At 69.7% G+C, this 20319-nt stretch carries 14 protein-coding genes and 1 pseudogene; 7 read left to right on the forward strand and 8 right to left on the reverse strand.

What is annotated here, in order from left to right:
• Positions 1-78 precede the first annotated feature (78 nt).
• Positions 79-759 carry a phosphate signaling complex protein PhoU gene (phoU, locus tag HMPREF9058_RS00195; RefSeq protein WP_003787867.1) on the reverse strand — a complete coding sequence of 227 codons (681 nt, stop codon included), beginning with the start codon at positions 757-759 and terminating at the stop codon, positions 79-81.
• A gap of 203 nt (positions 760-962) precedes the next feature.
• On the opposite strand from phoU, the gene HMPREF9058_RS00200 reads away from it, so the two are divergent.
• The 5 genes and pseudogenes from HMPREF9058_RS00200 (at position 963) to HMPREF9058_RS00220 (ending at position 6026) form a co-directional block, all read left to right on the forward strand.
• The gene (locus tag HMPREF9058_RS00200) at positions 963-2198 is read left to right on the forward strand and encodes a cell wall metabolism sensor histidine kinase WalK (protein ID WP_009405920.1); all 1236 of its coding nucleotides are present in this window, start codon (positions 963-965) and stop codon (positions 2196-2198) included.
• A 71-nt stretch (positions 2199-2269) separates the two neighbouring features.
• Positions 2270-3001, forward strand: coding sequence for a response regulator transcription factor (locus tag HMPREF9058_RS00205; RefSeq protein WP_043537685.1), 732 nt, complete (start codon positions 2270-2272; stop codon positions 2999-3001).
• 143 nt (positions 3002-3144) lie between these two features.
• Positions 3145-3627 carry a CarD family transcriptional regulator gene (locus HMPREF9058_RS00210; RefSeq protein WP_003779424.1) on the forward strand — a complete coding sequence of 161 codons (483 nt, stop codon included), beginning with the start codon at positions 3145-3147 and terminating at the stop codon, positions 3625-3627.
• Between the two features lie 47 nt (positions 3628-3674).
• A pseudogene (locus tag HMPREF9058_RS00215) lies at positions 3675-4519 on the forward strand (2-C-methyl-D-erythritol 4-phosphate cytidylyltransferase).
• A gap of 61 nt (positions 4520-4580) precedes the next feature.
• Positions 4581-6026 carry an MFS transporter gene (locus tag HMPREF9058_RS00220; protein ID WP_043537544.1) on the forward strand — a complete coding sequence of 482 codons (1446 nt, stop codon included), beginning with the start codon at positions 4581-4583 and terminating at the stop codon, positions 6024-6026.
• An 87-nt stretch (positions 6027-6113) separates the two neighbouring features.
• Here the strand turns inward: HMPREF9058_RS00220 and HMPREF9058_RS00225 are convergent, their stop codons facing one another.
• The 3 genes from HMPREF9058_RS00225 to HMPREF9058_RS00235 form a co-directional block, all read right to left on the reverse strand.
• Positions 6114-6542, reverse strand: coding sequence for a DUF2218 domain-containing protein (locus tag HMPREF9058_RS00225; RefSeq protein ID WP_009747606.1), 429 nt, complete (start codon positions 6540-6542; stop codon positions 6114-6116).
• A gap of 438 nt (positions 6543-6980) precedes the next feature.
• Positions 6981-7310 carry a heavy metal-binding domain-containing protein gene (locus HMPREF9058_RS00230; protein WP_003787857.1) on the reverse strand — a complete coding sequence of 110 codons (330 nt, stop codon included), beginning with the start codon at positions 7308-7310 and terminating at the stop codon, positions 6981-6983.
• Between the two features lie 29 nt (positions 7311-7339).
• Positions 7340-7894, reverse strand: a complete 555-nt coding sequence (locus tag HMPREF9058_RS00235) for a SprT-like domain-containing protein (protein WP_009405683.1) — start codon at positions 7892-7894, stop codon at positions 7340-7342.
• A gap of 151 nt (positions 7895-8045) precedes the next feature.
• Here HMPREF9058_RS00235 and HMPREF9058_RS00240 point away from each other — a divergent pair, with 151 nt between their 5' ends.
• Positions 8046-9164 (forward strand): hemagglutinin, encoded by a 1119-nt coding sequence (locus HMPREF9058_RS00240; RefSeq protein ID WP_254654010.1) that lies wholly within the window; start codon positions 8046-8048, stop codon positions 9162-9164.
• Between the two features lie 425 nt (positions 9165-9589).
• The gene (locus tag HMPREF9058_RS00245) at positions 9590-11116 is read left to right on the forward strand and encodes a phospholipase D-like domain-containing protein (protein WP_009405486.1); all 1527 of its coding nucleotides are present in this window, start codon (positions 9590-9592) and stop codon (positions 11114-11116) included.
• A gap of 717 nt (positions 11117-11833) precedes the next feature.
• On the opposite strand, the gene HMPREF9058_RS00250 is transcribed toward HMPREF9058_RS00245, so the two are convergent.
• The 4 genes from HMPREF9058_RS00250 to HMPREF9058_RS00265 all read right to left on the reverse strand — a co-directional run bounded on the left by HMPREF9058_RS00250 (position 11834) and on the right by HMPREF9058_RS00265 (position 20283).
• Positions 11834-12772, reverse strand: a complete 939-nt coding sequence (locus HMPREF9058_RS00250; RefSeq protein ID WP_009405729.1) for an ABC transporter permease subunit — start codon at positions 12770-12772, stop codon at positions 11834-11836.
• Positions 12773-12990: 218 nt separating this feature from the next.
• Positions 12991-14145 carry a hypothetical protein gene (locus HMPREF9058_RS00255; RefSeq protein WP_009406304.1) on the reverse strand — a complete coding sequence of 385 codons (1155 nt, stop codon included), beginning with the start codon at positions 14143-14145 and terminating at the stop codon, positions 12991-12993.
• 105 nt (positions 14146-14250) lie between these two features.
• The gene (locus HMPREF9058_RS00260) at positions 14251-15327 is read right to left on the reverse strand and encodes a hypothetical protein (protein ID WP_009405527.1); all 1077 of its coding nucleotides are present in this window, start codon (positions 15325-15327) and stop codon (positions 14251-14253) included.
• 174 nt (positions 15328-15501) lie between these two features.
• Positions 15502-20283: a DUF3418 domain-containing protein gene (locus tag HMPREF9058_RS00265; protein WP_009747332.1), complete on the reverse strand. Its 4782-nt coding sequence runs from the start codon at positions 20281-20283 to the stop codon at positions 15502-15504.
• Between the last annotated feature and the right edge of the window lie 36 nt (positions 20284-20319).

A 20319-nucleotide genomic window follows, 5' to 3' on the forward strand; every position in this document is an offset into this window, starting at 1 on the left:
TACCGCACCCTCCATGACGCGGGCGGCGTCGGACCTCAAGGAAGGCCCGACGCCGCCCGCGTCATTGGTTCCAGGTGCTCAGTGGAGCGCGTCGGCGTCCTCAGCGTCATGCGTCTCGGGCATGGAGGCTCCCGAGACGAGGTAGGCCACGCGGCTGGCCACCGACGTGGAGTGGTCGCCGAAGCGCTCCAGGAAGCGGCCCATGAGGACGGCGTCGATGACCTGCTGGCGGCTCAGGTCGTGAGCAGGGTCCAGGATCATCTGGAAGGAGCGGCGGTGCAGGGCGTCGAGCTCGGCGTCGTTGGTCTGAATGACGGAGGCCAGCTCCAGGTCCCGCGTCGAGATGAGGCGGGCGACGTCCTTGCCGGCGCGCACCGCCAGGTCCGCCATCTCCAGGATGAGCCCCAGGACCGGCTCGGGCAGCGGCGGCTCGGGGTAGCGGCCGCGGGCGATGGCCGCCACGTGGCGGGCCAGGTCGCCCTGGCGCTCCAGGGTCTGGGCCATGCGCAGCGCGGACAGGACATTGCGCAGGTCCCCGGCCACCGGCTGCTGACGGGCCAGCAGCATGACGCACAGGTCGTCGATGTCGCGCTGGAGGTCGTTGATGCGCTCGTCGGCGTCGATCACCTGCTCGGCGATGACGATGTCCCCCTGGCGCAGGGACTCCGCGGCCCGCTCGATCGCGGTGGCGACCTGGTTGGCCATGGACTCGAGGTCGGAGCCCAGCTGCTTGAGCTCCTGGTTGAAGATGGCGCGCATGAGGCTGCTCCTGTTCGGGGGCGAGGACCGATGGTTCGGGCCGGTCGGTGACGTGGCTCGACGACGCTGCTCGCCGATCCCGCCGAGGCCGCCGCCAAGGATGTTGTCCCCAAGCACAGCAGTCCTGAGACCCCGCCGCAAGCGGCACGCCCACAGGCGGCGCCGGACGGTGGGCGCCGTCGGGGCTCATCTACCCTAGAGGCGTGGGCCTGACCGTTACCGTTCTCCTCCTTGTCGCCGCCGGCCTCATGTGCCTGGGGGTGGGGATCGGTGTTGCGCTGTCCCGGCGTGAGCGCAGGGCGGCCACGAGCGCCGCCGACCTGGCCGGCCTGGCCGGGACCGATACGGCCGTCCCGGTGCTGGCGGCGCTGCGCTCGACCGTTGTCGTCCTCGATGACGACGACGAGGTCCTGCGCGCCTCGGCGTCGGCCTACACCTTCAACATCGTGCGCGACGACGCCGTCATCGAGCCGACCGTGGTGGCGATGGTGGGGCGCGTGCGGGCCTCGGGCCAGGCGCAGGACGCGGCCGTCACCGTGGCCCGGGGGAGGGTGTCGGGTGCGGGCCAGTTCCACCTGCAGGTGCGCGTGGCCGGTATCGGCCAGGGTCGCGTCCTCATCCTCATCGAGGACCACACCGCCGCCCGCCGGGTTGAGGCCATGCGCCGCGACTTCGTCGCCAACGTCTCCCACGAGCTCAAGACCCCGGTCGGCGCGATCCAGCTGCTGGCCGAGACCGTCGAGGCCGGCGCAGACGACCCCGACTTCGTGCGCGACTACTCCGGGCGTATGCGCAAGGAGGCCCGCCGCCTGGGCGTCCTGGTCCAGGAGATCATCGAGCTCACCCGCCTCCAGGAGGGCGACGCCCTGGCCGAGCCCGAGGTCGTTGACATCGACGACGTCGTCGCCGAGGCCGTGGACCGGGTGCGCGTCGAGGCCGACGGCCGCCAGATCACCCTCGTGTCCGGCGGTACCAAGGGACTGCGGGTGCGCGGCGACGCCGCCCTCATCACCACCGCCGTGCGCAACCTGCTGGACAACGCCATCCGCTACTCCGAGCCGCGCACCCGGGTCTCGGTGGGCGTCTCGCTGGACGCGGAGGACCCCGACATCGTGCGCATCGCCGTGGTCGACCAGGGCATCGGCATCCCCAAGGAGGAGCAGGAGCGCGTCTTCGAGCGCTTCTACCGCGTGGACAAGGCCCGCTCGCGCGCCACCGGGGGCACCGGCCTGGGGCTGAGCATCGTCAAGCACGTGGCCGCCGACCACGGCGGCACCGTCGAGCTGTGGTCCGCCCCGGGGCGCGGCTCCACCTTCACCCTCGTGCTGCCGCGTCTGGGTGAGGGCGAACCGGTGGAGGGTGAGTCGGTCGGGACTGGTTCGGTTCAGGATCAACTCGTCGACGTCGCGGCGGAGCACGTCCCCGGGAGCGGGTCATGAGCCCGGCGGAGCGCTCCGCGGCGTCGGGCTCGGGGCCGTCTGCGCCCTCCGGCGCACTGGCCGCGTCGTCGATGACGGCGGTGGGCGGCCCGACGCGGATCCTCCTGGTCGAGGACGAGGAGAACTTCCGCGACCCGCTCGCCTACGGGCTGCGGCGCGACGGCTTCGAGGTGGTCGAGGCCGAGGACGGCCAGCGCGCCGTCGAGATCTTCGAGGCCTCCCGGCGCCCCGGCGGGGTCGGTCCCATTGATCTGGTCCTGCTGGACCTCATGCTGCCCCGCCTGGACGGGACGGAGGTGTGCACCCGGATCCGGCGCTCCTCCTCCGTGCCGGTCATCATGCTCACCGCCAAGGACACCGAGCTGGACAAGATCGTCGGCCTGGAGATCGGGGCCGACGACTACGTTACCAAGCCCTACTCCTACCGGGAGCTCTTGGCGCGCCTCAAGGCGGTTCTGCGCCGTAGCCGCGCGGCCGCCCCGGAGCCCGAGCCGGTGCTGGTCGCCGGCGGGGTGCGGATGGACGTCGAGCGCCACGAGGTCAGGGTCGACGGCGAGGTGGTCGCCATGCCGCTGCGGGAGTTCGAGCTCCTCGAGCTGTTTCTGCGTCACCCCGGCCGCGTGCTCACCCGCAGCCAGATCCTGGAGCGCCTGTGGGGGCCCGATTATGAGGGCGACACGAAAACTCTGGACGTCCATATCAAACGGCTCCGGGGCCGGATTGAGGCCGACGCCTCCAAACCGGTTCTCATCACCACGGTCAGGGGGCTCGGCTATCGCCTGGACGGGGATTCGGAGCACTGATTCTCCAGTGCGGGTGGCGGCGCAGTTCTCGCCCCCGGTCCCGGGCCGTGCCCGCCGTGACCTCTGTGAGATACGTCCCCGATCTTTGCGCGGAATGACCTGATAAACTAGAGGTCCGCAAACCAGTCTGGAGAGTCATCCTTATGACCTATGAAGTCGGTGAGACTGTCGTCTACCCGCACCACGGGGCCGCCCGGATCATTGACATCCGGCAGCGCAAGGTACGCGGTGAGGAGAAGACGTATCTGCAGCTCGAGGTGGCCCAGGGTGACCTGACCATCTTGGTTCCAGCCGAAAGCGTTGAGCTCATCGGCGTCCGTGATGTGGTTGATGAGACCGGTTTGGAAAAGGTCTTCGAGGTGCTGCGGGCGCCGCTGACCGAGGAGCCCACGAACTGGTCTCGCCGTTTCAAGGCCAACCAGGAGAAGATCGCCTCCGGGGACGTCATTAAGGTCGCCGAGGTCGTGCGGGACCTCTCCCGCCGGGACACGGACCGCGGCCTGTCCGCCGGCGAGAAGCGCATGCTCGCCAAGGCCCGCCAGATTCTCGTCTCCGAGCTGGCCCTGGCCCAGAAGACCCCTGAGGAGGAGGCGGAGTCCCGCCTGGACGAGGTCCTCGCCTCCTAACGCAGCGCTCGTGCTCAGCGCGTCGGGGACGCGGTAGCGTCCTGTCCGTGAGCACCAGCCCTTCATCCCAAGTATCCGCCCCGCCCGAGTCCGCTCCGGGTGGGGCGGTCGCCGTTCTCACTGCGGCGGGCTCCGGTTCCCGCCTGGGTGCCGGGGTCCCCAAGGCCCTTGTCCCGGTGGGCGGCGTCAGCCTCCTGCGACGGGCGGCGGCCGGGCTCATCGCCTCGGGGGTTGTCAGCCACGTCGTCGTCACCGCCCCCGCTGAGGAGGTCGACCGGTTCCGCGCCGAGCTCGCGGGCCTGGCGGACGGATCGGTCGGGGCCGTGGCGGGCCGCCGCCCTGGGATCGAGGTCGTGGCCGGCTCGCCCCGCTCCCGACAGGCCTCTGTGGCCCTCGGGCTCGCAGCGGCCCTGGCCGCCGTACCGCAGGCCGACGTCGTCATCGTCCACGACGCCGCGCGGGCGCTGACGCCGCCGGAGGTGGCGCAGCGGGTGGTCGCGGCCGTGCGGGCCGGACACGAGGCGGTGGTCCCGGCGCTGCCCGTGACCGATACCGTCAAGGAGGTCGAGGCCCGCCCGCGGGGGAGCCCGAGCCCGTCGTCGGCACCCCCCGACGCGACCGGCTCCGGGCGGTCCAGACCCCCCAGGGATTCTCGACCCCCGTGCTCGTCGCCGCCCACCGCGCCGGTGCCGAGCGGGCCGGGGACGAGGCGCTCGCCGCCTCCGACGACGCCGGCCTCGTTGAGGCCTGCGGCGGCAGCGTCGTCGTCGTTGCCGGTGACGAGCGCGCCATGAAGGTGACCACGCCGATGGATCTTGCCCTGGCCGAGCTGCTCCTGGTGCGGCAGTCCGCGCAGGGGGAGCGCCCTGCCGGGACCGGTGGGGAGAACTGACGATCAGGTCTGTTTCCCTTTCGGTACCGCCGCCGGCCCGGATGGCTCTATCGTCTCTTCCATGAGCACGACAGTGACTGCTCCGACGCAGGCCGGCTCCCGCACCCGGCTCCTGTCCTGGCCCGTCATCGCCTGGGGCCTGTGGGACTGGGGGTCGGCGGCCTTCAACGCGGTCATCACCACCTTCGTCTTCACCGTCTACCTGGTCAGCGACTCCTTCGGGGCCAAGGCGGACAACGAGTCGGCGCTGTCCCTCGGGCTGGCCATCGCCGGTCTGTTCATCGCCCTGCTGGCGCCGGTGACCGGGCAGCGCTCGGATCGGGGCGGGCGGACCGTCTTCTGGCTCGGGGGCTACACCGCGGTGGTGGTGGCGGTCTCGGCGGCCCTGTTCCTGGTGCGGCCCGAGCCCGGCTACCTGTGGTTCGGCATCGTCCTGCTGGGGGTCGGCAACATCTTCTTCGAGCTGGCCTCGGTCAACTACAACGCCATCCTCAACCACCTGGCCTCCAAGGACCGCATTGGTGCCGTCAGCGGGCTGGGGTGGGGGATGGGCTACCTCGGCGGCATCGTCCTGCTGCTCATCCTCTACGTCGCTCTCGTGGGGCCGAGCCCCCTGGTCTCCTTCGCGGCCGGAAGCGGGATGGGGGTACGCGTCGCCATGCTCGTGTCGGCGGCCTGGTTCGGCCTGTCCGCCCTTCCCGTCCTCATCAACCGCTCCCGCAGGCTCGGGCGCTCTCACGCCGAGCACGTCGCGGAGGTCAGCGAGGGGATGGCGACCGCTGAGCCGGGACGGGACCGGGCCGCCATGGAGGCCGAGCCGGTAGAGGCCGTCTCCCACCAGGGCAGGCGCAAGGAGTCGATCCTGACCTCCTACAAGCTGCTGTGGCGCACCCTACTCCAGCTGCACCACTTCCAGCCGCGCCTGCTGTGGTTCCTGCTGGCCGCCGCCGTCTTCAGGGACGGGCTGGCCGGGGTCTTCACCTACGGCGGCATCATCGCCCAGAACACCTTCGGCTTCTCATCGGGCGACGTCATCATCTTCGCCATCGTGGCCAACATCGTGGCCGGCATCGCCACCATCTGGGCCGGGCGGCTCGATGACCGCTTCGGGCCGCGCAACGTCATCATGGCCAGCCTCATCATCCTGGTGGTGGCCGGGCTGCTGGTGTTCTTCCTGCACTCCGCCGGGACCGTGGCCTTCTGGGTGCTGGGCCTGCTGCTGTCGGCCTGCGTGGGGCCGGCCCAGTCGGCCGCCCGATCCTTCCTGGCCCGGCTCATCCCCGAGGGACAGGAGGGCGAGATCTTCGGGCTCTACGCGACCACCGGGCGCGCGGTCTCCTTCATGGCGCCCGCGATGTACGGCATCTTCATCTACCTGGGGACGCGCATCGTCGGGCCGGGCGCGAACTACTGGGGGATCCTCGGGATCGTCGCCGTGCTGGCCACAGGGCTGCTCCTCATGCTGCGCGTGGGCAACCCCGTCGCCGAGGAGGAGTCGACCGCGTAGGCCGCCGTCGCGGTCGTGCCCTATGCCTCGAAGTCGAGGGGTCAGGGTACGACCTCGCGACCTAAGGTACGACCGAGCGGCGCTTCATCACGATGAGGCCTGGCGGGCCTCGCGCTCGGCGCGCATGCGCTCGAGATCCTCCGGAGTCAGCGGCCCCTGAGTGGTCCCGGGGGCCCCGTCCTGACGGATCCAGCTCACGACGAGCCCCTCCTTGGCGCCGAAGCGGGCCAAGTGGATTCCAGTGACCTGCTCGAGGCGCTCGAGGTGCGCGTCGTCGGCAGCCAGGTCGAGCTGGAGGATGTCATCGTGACAGGAGAACTCGACGGCGCCGGTGGCGACCCCCTCACGGTCGAAAATCAGGGAGCCGGTCTGGGATGCCTCATCCCATGTGGTGGTGATCTTGCGGCCCATGTGAGAAGCCAGCTGCTTGCCGTAGCGAGAGGGGCGGTCCGTGCGCACGCGAGCAGTGGAGCGACGGGAGAAGACGGGCTGTGCTGAGCCGGCGGAGTCAGTCATGCCCTTATCCTGACGCGCTTGGTCGGCCGCGGTCCTCACAAGTTCTCTCATAGCGCGAGAGCGGGACAGGAAGCCGGACTGGGCATACCCGACGGGGCCGAGAAAGGACTCGGCCCGCGGTTCGGAAGTCCGAACCGCGGGCCCAAGCCTCGCGAGGTCCCACCTGCGACCCGGGGTCCCATGCACCCGAGGAGGCGGTTCCTCCTTCGCCGGAACGATGATGCCAGGCTCCCTATGACCCGACCCCATCTCAGAGGAGCGATCTGTCATCGGGCTCCCCAACCCTCGAGACCGTCCCTGTCCGGCGGTGACTACTATGTAACGCCCTCACCCTGTGAGGACGAGGGACAGATCCCTGGGAAAAATCTGGGAAATTCGCGGGCGGGTTGTTTCAGTGACTCAAGCCTTCCCCTGAATGGGGCTGGGGCTCAGTTTCGCTCAGGAGACAGGGGAGAACCGCACCGCGGTGCCCGAGGCGGTCACCATGAGCATGCCGTTGTCCGTCCCCAGCGTCTCGTAGTCGAGGTCGACGCCGACGACGCCTTCAGCGCCGAGCTCCTGGGCGCGCTGCACCATTTCCGCCAGGGCCGTCTCCCGGGCCTGGATCAGCTCTTCCTCGTAGGACTGGGAACGGCCTCCCACGAAGTTCCGGAACCCCGCGGCCATGTCCTTGAGGAAGTTGACTCCTGCGACGGTCTCACCGCAGACGACTCGCAGGTACTGGGTGACGGGGTATCCCTCGACGGTGGGGGTGGTGGTGACGATCATGAGCTGCTCCTTCACGGGGATGGTGGTGGTCAGGACGATAGTGTCCTGGAGGAGCCTGCGGGATCGTCCGGTGGGTGGATATGCGCCTGCCTCAGGAGGCGGCTGTAGCGCTCGCTGATCCGCTCATGGGGGACGGGCTCGCCGTCGAGGCTCCACGCCAGGAGGTGCTCCAGGCTGAATCGAGGGGCGCAGCGCGAGCACGAGACGGGTGAGGCCGGACGGCGCATGCGGTCCACCTCGTGGCCCGCCGGGCACCTGCCCACCCAGCGTCCTCGGAGCCGCGGGGCCTGAGCGTCAATGAGCCTGCGGCCCGTCGCCCCCAACCGGGTCGCCTCGGTGGCCCAGACGGCGTCGTGCCCGTGGCGGGGGCCGACGCGGGCGTGGGCGATCTCGTGCAGGACCGTCTCGCGGACCTGGGCCTCGTCGTACAGGCTCATGAGGTGGCGGCTGAGCGTGATCCGACGTCGAGCATGATCCGTCTGGCCGGCCCGCCGGCGCGCCCGGTCGAAGGCCAGGTCCCAGTCGCCGACATCGGCCTCCTCCATGAGGGAGCGCGCCAGGCTCAGGACATCGGGCAGATTCACGGCCCCACGGTATGCGACGGCGGACTCACCCGGCCGACGGCGGCGCTGTGGGGCGCATCGCCTCCCGCCAGCTCCTGATCGGGCACTCGCCGCGGGAGGCCCGGGCCGCTTCGGGCCGTGCGTCGGCCCGTGATGTGACACGATGGCGCCGATGTCCCACCATCCCTCCGGCCGACGTCCGCGGCCCCAACGAAGCACCGCAGGAACCGGCTCGCCCCAGCCCGCACGAGCTCCGCGCAGCGCCCGCCCAGCCGCGCAGCGCGGCACTGACCGCGCCCGGCGGGAGGATGCGAGTCAGCGCCCCAGGAAGGCGAAGGGGAGTCGAGGCGGCCGTGGGCGCCTCGGGCTCCTGCGTGCCGGCGCCGGACGGGGGCGGGGGCGCAGGGGCGGTTCCGTTCAGTCCTTCCTGAAAAGCCCGATCGGCCTCGTCCTGGCCGCCTTCCTGGTCACGCTCCTGGTAGGACTCCTCGTGCTGCGTGCCACCGGTTCCTCGCTCGGCGGCCTCGCGCTGGGGTGGGGCAAGGCCACCGATGCCGGCACACTTTCTGCGCCCGCGCCCCTGGTGCCCGACGCCAGTGGTTTCAACGCCGCCCGCATCATCGATGACGAGGTCTTCTACGACTCCCAGGCCATGACACGCGAGGAGATCGCCGCCTTTCTCGCTCGCGTCAACGCCGGCTGCCAGCCGGGCAGTGACGGCACCGAGTGCCTGGCCGGCGCCACCTTCTCCGTGCCGGCCCGCCAGGCCAGCACCTTCTGTCCCGGAGGCATCGAGGCCGCCTCCGGCGCCAGCGCGGCCGACGTCATCTGGGAGGTTTCCCAGGCCTGCGACATCAACCCCCAGGTGCTCCTGGTCCTGATTCACAAGGAGCAGGGGCTGCTTACCGCCTCCGGTGCGAGCCTGAGCGCACGCGACTACGAGGTCGCTGCCGGCTACGCCTGTCCCGACCACGGGGCCTGCGACCCCCAGTGGGCCGGCTTCCCCTCCCAGCTCTACGGGGCGGCCTCCCAGTTCCATCGCTATCGTCTCGATCCGGGTGGCTACGACGTCGTGGCCCAGCGGCCCACACGGATCGCCTACTCGCCCGACGCGCAGTGCGGCAGCGGTGAGGTGACGGTGGCCAACCAGGCGACAGCGGGCCTGTACAACTACACGCCCTTCCAGCCCAATGAGGCCGCCGCCCACGGCGGGGACCAGTGCACCTCGTGGGGCAACTGGAACTTCTACGGCTACTTCAAGACCCTCTTCGGCGCTCCGACGTCGGCCTGAGGGCGCCCACGAACAGGGGCGGATTCCGCACTATTTCAAGGGATGTGAGGGAGGCTGCCAGTGCGCCCGGAAGGCCGTGACCATATCGTCATCAAGCGTCATCATTTAGATGCGCGATTTCCAGGCTTCTCTCAGACAGCATCGGCAGAGTCATAGTCACCGCTGAACGGTGGCGACCGTGAGGTACTGGGGAGTACCACTGACCGGCCACCACTGAGTCTGGGCCACAGCCAAGGGAATGTGCTCGGGCGTTTCGGTGAAGGAGGACCCGCTGCCGAATGGGAACCGGTAAGCGACCTCGTTGCGAAGGGCCCGACCCGGTGGTGAACCGGGGCGGGCCTTCGCAGTGCCTGGGCGTAGGACCATCCGGTCCGCGCCCAGGCGTTTTTGCGGGGACCAGTCCGCGGGCATGACATGATGCGAGCATGACGCTGCCGCCGGTACTGGCGACCACCTGGGTCGTCATCGAGTACCTCATTAAGATCGCCGCGCTGGGCACGGTTCCGGAGAACCGCCGCCCGTCGTCGTCGACCGCCTGGCTGCTGCTCATCTTCCTGCTGCCCCTCGTGGGGCTCCCGCTCTATCTGCTCATCGGCAGCCCGTGGGTCCACGGCACGCGTCGCCGCCAGCAGCACACCGTCAACGAGATCACCCTCGACTACACCCGCTCCATGCCTGACCTGCCCAAGGGTGCCCGGCCCTCGACCTACCTGGCCGGGGCGCTGCGCATGAACCGCCGGCTCACCGGCCTGCCCTGCGTCAGCGGCGAAGTGGTGGCCGTCCACGCCGATCCCCGCAGCACCTACGAGGCCATGGCCCGAGCCATTGACTCCGCCACCGATCACATCCACGTCGAGTTCTACATCATGAGCTGGGACGAGGTCACCGACGTCTTCTTCGCCGCCCTGGAGCGCGCGGTGGCCCGCGGCGTCACGGTGCGCCTCCTCCTGGACCACCTGGGCAGCCGCAAGTACCCCGGCTGGAAGCAGTTCTGCCAGCGCATGACCGACGCAGGCATTCGCTGGCGCCTCATGATGCCGCTGCTGCCGCTCAAACGCCGCTGGCGCCGCCCGGACCTGCGCAACCACCGCAAGATCCTGGTCATCGATGGTGAGAGAGGCTTCATCGGCAGCCACAACGTCATCGACCCCTCCTACCGGACCCGGCGCAATGTGCGGGCCGGGCGCCGCTGGGAGGACCTGTCGGTGGAGGTCACCGGAGAGATCGTCCTGGAGGCCCAGGCCGTCTTCGCCATGGACTGGTTCTTCGAGGCCGGCGAGCAGCTCGAGGCCTTCGACCTGGCGCTGGGGACGCCGGCCGAGACCCTGCCGGAGATGGCGGGGCTGCCGGGAATCCCGGTGGGCACGCCGGCCCCCAGGCCCGGGCGTCCGGGCGCCGTCGTCAACGCCATGCAGCTCATTCCCTCCGGGCCGGGCTACCCCACCGAGCCGAACCTGCGGATGTTCCTGGCCCTCATCCACGGGGCCAAGCGGCGCGTGTCCATCACCAGCCCCTACTTCATCCCCGACGAGGCGCTGCTGGCGGCGATGACGTCTGCTGCTTACCGGGGGGTGGAGGTCGAGCTGTTCGTGGGCAAGGAGTCCGACCAGTTCATCGTCAGTCACGCCCAGCGCTCCTACTACTCGGCGCTGCTGGCGGCGGGGGTGCGGATCTACCTCTACCCCTCTCCGATCGTCCTGCATTCGAAGTACATGACGGTCGACGACGAGGTCGGGGTCATCGGTTCCTCCAACATGGACTTCCGCTCCTTCGCCCTCAACTACGAGGTCATGCTGCTGGCCTTCGGAGGGGACCTCGACGACCTGCTCCGCAACAATGACGCCGCCTACCGGGCCGCCTGCACCGAGCTGACTCCCGAACTGTGGGCCACCGAGCCCTGGTACAACCGCTACGTGGACAACGTCTGCCGCCTCATGTCCGCCGTACTGTAGCGGGGGCGAGGCTGGGCGCCTCGACGAGCAAAGCGCCGGGACAAAATGTGCAGGCGGTCATATCATGGTGCCTGAGAAGCCTTGGCATGGCGACCGGCTGTCGGGAAGGGAGGTGCGCCGTGGATATCCCGCAGTGGATGTGGGGCATGTTGCTCATGTGGGTCAGCATCACGATTGGAACGGGGATCCGTCTGTACCGGACCAGACGCTCCTGGATGCGCAAATACCGGGAGGACCAGCCTCGGCGCTGAACGATCCGGGCTGCCAGTGCGTTGTCTCATGGCTTCTGGGGGTTTCGAATGTCGTGACGTCTCGAGACGCCGGTTGGGTGGGTTTTCCAGAGGGAGAGGCGCTGTCTGTACTGCCGGTAGGGGCTGTTTCGGGCCTAAGCGAATTTGTGTTTGAGGTCGATGTCCCCCGGGGGTGTTTCGGTTACTGCAATAAGCGGTCCTTTCGTCAGAAGAGGTGATTTTGTGGGCATCCCTGCATGGGTGTGGGCGCTAGCAGTTGGCTGGAGTGGAGTTCTGGTGGGGACGGGGGCTCGTCTGTATCGGACCAGGCACTCCTGTATGCGCAAGTACCGGGATGACCAGCCCCAGGGCTGATCCGAGCAGATCAACACGTATCGACGTCGTCGGCCCCCGCACCGGGAGAGGGTGCGGGGGCCGACTGTGTGGAACCGGAGAAAGGGTCTGATGGGACGCGTGAGCCGGTGGCTCAGGCGTCGCGGCGGGTGAAGACGACTGCGGCGATCACCATCGGGATGATGGCCCAGGCCGCGAAGACGGCGATGGCCTGCCAGTGCTGGAGGAAGGTGGCGGTGCCGGCCTGTCCCCACTGGGTGGCCAGACTGAAGGGGTCGGAGACGGCGGTGGATAGGGTGTCCGGCAGGAGTCCCAGGACCTTGTTCGCCCACGTCCAGTGGCCGGCCATCATCTGGAAGGGAAGGGGGACGACGAACAGCACCGAGACCACCACGGTGATGGCGCCCGCCGTCGAGCGAGTGAGGTGACCGACCCCCTGGGCCATGAGTGAGATGATCGCGAAGGACAAGCCGGTGCCCCAGAACAGCCCCAGGTAGTGGGTATCAGTGAGAGAACCGGCGTGGCCCTTCATGAACGGGTAGGAGGCGGCGTAGGCCAGCGCCACGCTGAGGACCCCGAGGACGAAGGAGAAGGCCGATCCGACGAGCGCCTTCGCCGTGAACAGGCGCCCGCGGCGGGGAACGGCCATCATCGAGGAGCGGATCTGCCCCGAGGCGTACTCGCCGGTTATCACCAGGGCACCCAGGACGGCGACGACGATCATGCCCAGCACCGAGCCCGCGGCGATCATGGTCTTGGCCTGGTCGGCCCGATCGGGGGAGCCGGCGTAGCCGATGGCCAGGCCCGCGCCGAACAGGACCGTGATGGCGATTGTGATGACCGATGTGACCCAGGTGGAGGTCAGGGTGTGCAGCTTGATCCACTCGGCGCGCACCGCGCCGGCGAAGGACTGCCGACCGGCCACGCGGGGGCGACTGGGGCGGCCGGCGGTCTCCAAGGTCCGATGCCGTCCGGTGCGGGATGCCCGGGAGACGGGGGTGGTTTTCTGGAGGGCCTCGAAACGGTGGACGCCCATGGCCGGGCCGGCTGCGGCGTCGATGGTGGTGGTCATAGTGCGTCAGTCCTCGGGATGCTCGTGGCCTTTGTTCTTCCTGAACGATTCCAGGCTAGGAGGGCCGGGTCCTGGTGTGATCGTCCCGGTGGCTGAACGCAGTAGGGGCGGTCTCCTCCCTCTGAGGGAGGAGGGGTCCTCTGCGGGGACGATGAGTCGTTGCTTGGCCCGCGGGGCGCCCGCTGGCCTGGGAGCAGAGCAGGTGGGAGGCAGGTTGGCTACAACTCGGCGGCTTTGTTGAGGATTTCGGTGTCGCTGGGGCTGGGGGAGTCGAACTGCGACGCCCAGGTGCCGTTGTTGCAGGTGAAGGTCAGCCAGAGGTCGTCGCTGGAGGGCTCCTTTCTTGCCTCGTCGTTGAGCTGGAGTGTGGTGAGTCCTGCGGATTGGCAGTCGGCGACGGTGTGGATGACGGGTGCTGCTGCCTCGGGGGTGAGGCCTTTGCGTTCATCGGTGACCAGGCCGGTGACGGACAGGGTGGTGCCGTTGAGGTCGATGCTGCCGGCGGGGCTGGCCTGTCTGGCGGCGGTGATGACCTGCTCGAAGGAGACGGTGGTGGGGAACTGTCCTTCGGTGTTGCTGGTGGAAGTGACCTTCCAGCCGTTCATGGTAAAGGTCTTGATGGTTGGTGAGCCGGACGTAGCGGTCAGCGTGGACGGTGGTGTGGTGACGTCTGCGTAGTCGACCTCAAGAGATGACGTGTCACCGTTGCGCATGATCGTTGCGGCCTCGCTTGCTGGGGCTAGGTCGTGCTGAACGCCGGTGCGCAGTTTGGAGGCTGGGCCGCGGCAGTTGAAGTAGACGTCGATCTCGGTGCCCTTCATGTTCCAGGTGAAGATGATCCCGACGGTCACCGTGCCCCATACGCTGTTTCGTTGGGCGGCGCTGCAGGTTGAAGGCAGCATGTCGGCAGCGCTGTCCACTGGGGTGTCGGCCTTGAGATGCGCCTTGACCTCAGCTACCGAGCCAGTGTTTGAGTTGGCTCCTGCCTGCATGATTTGCGTCGACTCAACGCTTGGGTTCTTGGAGAGGCTCGTGACTGCGGCCTTGGCGACGTTTCGGGCGCCGGCGTTACCGGGCCCCAGGCTCGGGTCCAGGCCAGCCGCCACGATGTAGAGGAACCCGCCGACCGTCACCAGAAGGAGTACCAGGGTCACGCAGCCCAGCTTGAAGCACCCCGGCCCACGAGGAGCGCTCCGCTTCAGGGGGTGCTGCTCCACCGACGCCGACTCTACGGGCACCTCACCGGAAGCCGTCTCATCGTTGGCGCGGGTGGCGGTGCCGTCGGCGTCATCGCGTCCAATCGCCTCTTGACCCTGCACGGAAGAGACGGTGGGGGACTCTCCCTGGTCTGGATCGGTCTGCTCGTCGGGCATCGGCTGCTCCCTTGCTGACTCATTGGAGGCATTCTTGCCGATCCATTGTGGTGGCGGGGGCGTTTGGTCCGACGGTGCAGAGGCGATGAACGAACGGTGGGGCTGCTAGAGTTCGGCGGCTTTGTTGAGGATGGTGGTTTCGTCTTGGCCTCTTGTGCTTTCGTGTGTGGGTGTCCAGGTGCCGTTGTTGCAGGTGAAGGTCAGCCAGGGGTCGGCGACGCTGGATGTGGTGTTCAGTGCCCAGATGTTGAGTTGGAGTGTGGTCAGTTTTGCGGCTTGGCAGTTGGCGACGGCGTGGACGACGGGTGCTGCTGCCTCGGGTGTGAGGCCTTTGTTCTCGTCGGTGACTAGGCCGGTGACGGACAGGGTGGTGCCGTCGAGGTCGATGGTGCCTGCGGGGCTGGCCTGTTTGGTGGCGGTGATGAGCTGGTCAAAGGGTGGGTTGCTGAACTGGCCGTCAGTTTTGGGGGTGGAGGTGACCTTCCAGCCGTTCATGGTGAAGGTCTTGGAGGATTTCTTGACGTTTGGTTGGGTCAGGTTGGTGGGGGTTGTGATGACCTGTCCGTAGTCGATTGTCGGTCCCTGATACTCGTCGATGTTGCCGGTGAAGGTCTTCGCTTCTCCGACGGGGGTGAGTGCTCGTTTCACGTCGGTCCGGATTGAGTCGGGGTCTCGTTGACACTGCACATCGACGTCGATGGTGCTGCCCTTGATGGTCCAGGACACCGAGATGATGAAATCGCCTGAGTAGTCGGGCTCCTCCTGGAGTGTTTTCTGCCGGGTTGAGGCCAGTAGGTTGGCGGCCGCCTCCACGCTGGTGCCGTCCTTGAGGTGGGCGTCGACTGTCACGGAGCTTCCGTTGATGTTGGCTTCTGCTCCTGTTGCCTCTGCTGAGGTGACCGAGGGGTCGCTTGAGAGGTAGTTGGAGGCTGTGCTGGCAACGCGCCGGACTTGGAAGCCGTCCGGGCCGCTGTCAGGGTGCAGGTTGACATAGAGTAAGCAACCGTAACCACCGATGATCAACACAAGTACGACCAGCACGAAACAGACAGCCCACCACCCTAACGACCTGCCCGACGACGGTTTCCTCCGGCTGGCAGAGGCTTCGTTGCTCGAGTCGGCAGTCGGGGCTTCTTCCGACTTGGTTCCTCCTTGTTCAGGTGTGGTCTGCTCGTCAGGCATCGGCTGCTCCCTTACTGGCTGATTGGAAGCATTCTTCCCGATCGGTCGCGGCGGTGGGGGCTTTCAGTCCGACAGTGCGGCGGTGAGGGCGGGGCCCGGCTCGATGAATGAGGTCATGACACTGATGCTGTGTGAAGGGAGGCGGCAGCTGAGAGGCGAGGCGCCGGTACAGGGTCAAATACCGCTGACCAGCTTGGTGATGCGCTGGAGGCTCACCTTGCGGCTCGTGCCCAGCGTCTGGGCGAACAGGCTCACCCGCAGCTCCTCCACCATCCAGCGCGCCTCCTCCAGGAGGGCCTCACGCTGCGGGTCGGCCGGCAGCGAGGCCGCCCTGGCGCGGGCCTTGTCCACCACCTCCCGGGCCTGGGAGACCTGGAAGGCCAGGGCAGTGTCCTGCGAGGCGGCCGACGGCGAGGAGGCCGCCTTCTCCACCCGCATCACCAGGGCCCGCAGGTAGCGCTCCAGATGCGCCAGGTGCTCCGGCGGGGTGGCGGTAATGAAACCCTCCGGAACCAGGGCGGCCGCGTGCTCGCGCACCTCCTGCAGCGTGTTCAGCAGCGTCAGGGAGGTGTGCTCACCCACCACGCGCTCCACCTCCCGGGCCGCCTTGAGCGCCGCGGCCGCGTACCGGGCCACCCGGTAGACCTCGTCCTCGAGCTCACTGCGCATGACACCGACCAGTGCCTCGAAGACCTCCCGCCTGCGCACCTCAGTCAGCGCGCAGCCGGAGGCCGACGCCGCCCAGCGCCCGGCCACGATCCGTGCGGCAGCCGCCTGCACGTCCTCCACGAGAGCCTCCGTGCTCCGGTAGGGACTGGCCGCCAGGATGAGCGACTCCTGGGCGCTCCACCGGCTCGTCACCCGGGCCGTCGGCAAGGCCGTGCGCACCAGGGCCAGCGCCGTCACCCCGGCGCCATGAGCGCCCAGCTGGGCGGCGGCGTCGGGCAGGATCCTCAAGTCTGCGCTCCTGGTCCCGTTCGCCACCAGGGCGGGGTAGCCGCGCACCACCAGGCCGGCCCGGCCCGCCGACTCCACCGAGGCCGGGATCGTCGAGGCATCCGGGTCACCCAGGCCCGGCACACCCCGAGGCCAGTCGGTCAGGCCCCGGCGCTCCTCCAGGCCGGCTCCAGCACCGGCCCCTGAGCCTCCCGCGCCTCCTGCGGTCCCAGCGGCGCCGCCCGGACGCTGAGCGGCAGCCGGCCGCCCGCCCTTCTTCTTACGGCCCTTGCGGCCGGGCTTCCCGCCCTGCGCGCCCTGGCGTTCCTGGGCCTCGGCCATCGCCTGGGCCAGCGCGCCGCGCACCACCGAGCGCACGGCTGCCTCCGTCTTGCCCGACAGCCGCTGCTGGAGCGCAACCAGGTCCCGGCCACGGCCAATGACCCGGCCCCGCGCATCCAGGGCAGCGAAGCCCATCGCCAGGTGGTCCGGCAGCCGCTCGGCCGCCTCGGCCCAGTCCTCCTCCGTGATCTCCACGCCCTTGAGCCTGAGCACCACCCGGCTGAAGGCCTCCTCGAAGGGCACCTCGGGGCAGCTCGCACCCGACGGCGTCGGGAACTCCTGGGCGATCTGCGCCCACACCTGGGCGCCCACGTCCGGGGCCGGCACCAGCTGGCGGCGCACCCGCTTGGGCAGCGCCCGGATCGTGGCCACGCACAGCTCAGCCCGCATCCCCGGCACCAGCCAGTCGAAGCCCTCCGGGCTCAGGCGCCCCAGCACCTCCACCGGCACCTGGACACTCACCCCGTCCTCGGGGTGACCCGGCTCGAACACGTAGTCCAGGCCCAGGGTCAGGTCCCCCTGCACCCACGTGTCCGGGAAGCCGCTCGCGTCGCCCCCACCGGGCAGCAGCAGCTCCCGGGTGAAGTCCAGCAGGTCCGGGGTGGTGCGCCGCTGCTCCTTCCACCAGGCGTCGAAGGCCGCCGCGGAGGTCACCTCCTCGGGGATCCGGTCGTCGTAGAAGTCGAACAGGGCGGCGTCGTCGGCCAGCAGCCCGTGCTCGCGCCGACGCCGCTCCACGTCCTGAAGCTCCTCGATGAGCTCCCGGTTGCGCTCCACGAAGCCGTGGCGGGCGTGCCAGCCGCCCTCCACCAGGCCCGAGCGGATGAACATCTCCCGGGCGACCTGGCGGGCCGAGTCCGTCCCCACGCTCGCCAGCGTCGCCGGCCGGTCCGCCACCAGCGTCATCCCGTAGAGCAGCACCTTCTCGTGAACCATGGCCGCCCCCTGGCGGGTCGACCAGTACGGCTCGCCGAAGACGTGGCGGGTCAGGCCCGCCCGGTCCGCCACCTGCTCGATCCACCGCGAGTCCACCTTGGCCACCGTGCGCGCGAAGAGCCGGGAGGTCTCCACCAGCTCGGCGGTCATCACCCAGTCATAGGTCTTGCGGCGCAGGCCCGAGCCCGGCCAGATCGTGAAACGGGTCCCGCGCGCGCCGGCGTACTCCCGACGACGCTCATCCCAGTTCCCCACATTGGACAGCAGCCCCACCAGCAGTGAGCGGTGGATCGCGTCGGCGTCGGGCGTGTCCGCGCTGCGCCCCAGGGCCACGACGGCGGCCGCCACACCCCCGTTGGCGATCTGGGCGGCGTGGCTGCCCGGCTCCAGGGCCTCGGTGGCCGCCCGGATCGAACGGGCCGTCGGCAGCTCCACCGGGGCCGCGTCCAGCCCCAAGGGGCGGGCCAGCTGGCGCAGCTGGGTGTGGACGTCCTGCCACTCGCGCACCCGCAGGTAGTGCAGGAACTCGGCGCGGCACATGCGCCGGAAGGCCGAGCCGGACAGCTCGCGGCTCTGCGTGCGCAGGTAGCGCCACAGGTTCAGGTAGGTCAGGAAGTCACTCGTCGGATCCGCGAAGCGCCGGTGCAGGGCGTCGGAGGCCTCCTGCTTGTCCGCCGGGCGCTCGCGCACGTCCTGGATGGACAGGGCCGCCACGATGACCATGACCTCCCCGACGCAGCCCAGCTCACCAGCCTCCAGGAGCATGCGCCCCAGGCGCGGGTCGATGGGCAGGCGCGCCAGGCGCCGCCCGATCTCCGTCAGGCGCGGCCCCCGGCGGCCCTGCCCCGGGGCGTCGTCGGAGCGGGCGGAGGCGGCCCCGGCCGGCTCGATGGCACCGATCTCCGTGAGCAGCTGCAGGCCGGAGCGGACCTGGCGGGAGTCCGGGGCGTCCAGGAAGGGGAAGTCCTCCACCGCCCCCAGCCCCAGGGCCGCCATCTGCAGAATGACGCTGGCCAGTGAGGTGCGCAGGATCTCCGGCTCGGTGTACTCCGGGCGCGCCTCGAAGTCGGCCTGCGAGTACAGGCGGATGGCGATGCCGTCGGCCACGCGCCCGCAGCGGCCCGCCCGCTGGTTGGCGCTGGCCCGGCTGACCGGCTCGATCGGTAGGCGCTGAACCTTGGTGCGGTTGGAGTAGCGGGAGATGCGCGCCAGGCCCGGGTCGACGACGTAGCGGATCCCGGGAACCGTCAGGGAGGTCTCGGCCACGTTCGTGGCCAGGACGATGCGGCGCACTTGGTGGGCCTCGAAGACCCGGTGCTGCTCGGCGGCGCTCAGGCGCGAGTACAGGGGGACGACCTCGATGGCCCCCGGCGTGCGCGAGCGGCCGTCGGGCGTGTAGCGCGCCCCCAGGTGGTCGATGAGGGCCGCCTCGGTGTCGCGGATATCGCGCTCACCGGCCAGGAAGATGAGGATGTCGCCGCTGGGCTCGCCCAGGAGCTCGTCGACGGCGTCGAGGATCCCGGTCACCTGGTCCTTGGGCTCGCCGGACTCGGCGGCCGCGGAGCCGGACCGGCCCCGGCCCTTGCCGCGGGCCCCCTGGTTGCGGGGCGCGAGCGCGGTGGGGCCGGCGCCGGAGCGGATGGCCTCACGGCGGGCCCGGGCCGCGGCGCGCACCGCCGGGTCGGGGGAGGTCAGGGCCTCCAGCTCGGCCTCGCTCAGCTCGCCGGGTCCCGCCGGGCCGGGCTGGGGGGCGGCGGGCTTGGCCGGCTCACCGCCGGCGTCGTCGGAGGCGGGCGGGGCGTCGTCGGGAGCCAGCGGGCGGTAGCGCACCTCAACGGGGTAGGTGCGCCCGGAGACCTCGATGACCGGGGCGGGAACGGTGAAGGGCTGCCCGCGGTCGCCGACCTGCTCGCGGCCGAAGTGCTCGGCGAAGCGCTCGGAGTCGATGGTGGCCGAGGTGATGATGACCTTGAGGTCGGGGCGCTGGGGCAGCAGACGCGCCAGATAGCCCAGGATGAAGTCGATGTTGAGGCTGCGCTCGTGGGCCTCGTCCACGATGATCGTGTCGTATCGGCGCAGCTGGGGATCGGACTGGATCTCCGCCAGCAGGATGCCGTCAGTCATGAGCTTGACCAGGGTGTTCTCGCCGACCTCCTCGGTGAAACGCACCTGATAGCCGACGACGCCGTCACGCCCGATCGGGGTGCCCAGCTCGGAGGCGATGCGTTCGGCCACGCTGCGGGCGGCAATGCGTCGCGGCTGGGTGTGGCCGATCATCCCGGTCACGCCCCGGCCCAGCTCCAGGCAGATCTTGGGCAGCTGGGTGGTCTTACCGCTGCCGGTCTCACCGGCGACGATGACGACCTGGTGCTCGGCGATGGCGGCGGCGATCTCCTCGCGGCGGGCGGAGACCGGCAGCTCCTCGGGGTAGACGATCGCCGGGACGGCGGCGGCGCGGGCGGCGAGCTGCTCGGGGGAGTAGCCCTTCCAGGCGTTGCGGCGCCTGCTCTCGGTGCGGCCCGGGCGCCGGCCCCGACGCCTGCCGCCACCGCGCTGGGAGCTGCGCCTCTGCTGGTCCGGTGCGCCGCCTCGTGCAGGGGTGGCGGCCTGCCCGTCCGGCCCGTCGGCGGGCGCCTGCGCGGTCTCGGTGCTGCGCGCGCTGAGGTCGCCGTCCTGCTGGCCTCGGAGGCCACCTGCGTGGTCGTCGCCCTGGTTCTGCTTGAGGTGCTCGCCCTGTTCCATAGGTGGCCCATTGTCCCCTATATGCGCCCCTCCGCC

It is taken from the genome of Actinomyces sp. oral taxon 175 str. F0384, assembly GCF_000223355.1.
Taxonomy (GTDB): domain Bacteria; phylum Actinomycetota; class Actinomycetes; order Actinomycetales; family Actinomycetaceae; genus Actinomyces; species Actinomyces oris.

Excerpts from the sequence above, each read along its gene's own strand:
- HMPREF9058_RS00250 (WP_009405729.1), bottom strand. The coding sequence starts at position 12,772 with ATGACCACCACCATCGACGCCGCAGCCGGCCCGGCCATGGGCGTCCAC.
- HMPREF9058_RS00225 (WP_009747606.1), bottom strand. The coding sequence starts at position 6,542 with ATGACTGACTCCGCCGGCTCAGCACAGCCCGTCTTCTCCCGTCGCTCC.
- HMPREF9058_RS00240 (WP_254654010.1), top strand. The coding sequence starts at position 8,046 with ATGTCCCACCATCCCTCCGGCCGACGTCCGCGGCCCCAACGAAGCACC.
- HMPREF9058_RS00260 (WP_009405527.1), bottom strand. The coding sequence starts at position 15,327 with ATGCCTGACGAGCAGACCACACCTGAACAAGGAGGAACCAAGTCGGAA.
- HMPREF9058_RS00230 (WP_003787857.1), bottom strand. The coding sequence starts at position 7,310 with ATGATCGTCACCACCACCCCCACCGTCGAGGGATACCCCGTCACCCAG.
- HMPREF9058_RS00265 (WP_009747332.1), bottom strand. The coding sequence starts at position 20,283 with ATGGAACAGGGCGAGCACCTCAAGCAGAACCAGGGCGACGACCACGCA.
- HMPREF9058_RS00220 (WP_043537544.1), top strand. The coding sequence starts at position 4,581 with ATGAGCACGACAGTGACTGCTCCGACGCAGGCCGGCTCCCGCACCCGG.
- HMPREF9058_RS00210 (WP_003779424.1), top strand. The coding sequence starts at position 3,145 with ATGACCTATGAAGTCGGTGAGACTGTCGTCTACCCGCACCACGGGGCC.
- phoU (WP_003787867.1), bottom strand. The coding sequence starts at position 759 with ATGCGCGCCATCTTCAACCAGGAGCTCAAGCAGCTGGGCTCCGACCTC.
- HMPREF9058_RS00255 (WP_009406304.1), bottom strand. The coding sequence starts at position 14,145 with ATGCCCGACGAGCAGACCGATCCAGACCAGGGAGAGTCCCCCACCGTC.
- HMPREF9058_RS00205 (WP_043537685.1), top strand. The coding sequence starts at position 2,270 with ATGACGGCGGTGGGCGGCCCGACGCGGATCCTCCTGGTCGAGGACGAG.
- HMPREF9058_RS00245 (WP_009405486.1), top strand. The coding sequence starts at position 9,590 with ATGACGCTGCCGCCGGTACTGGCGACCACCTGGGTCGTCATCGAGTAC.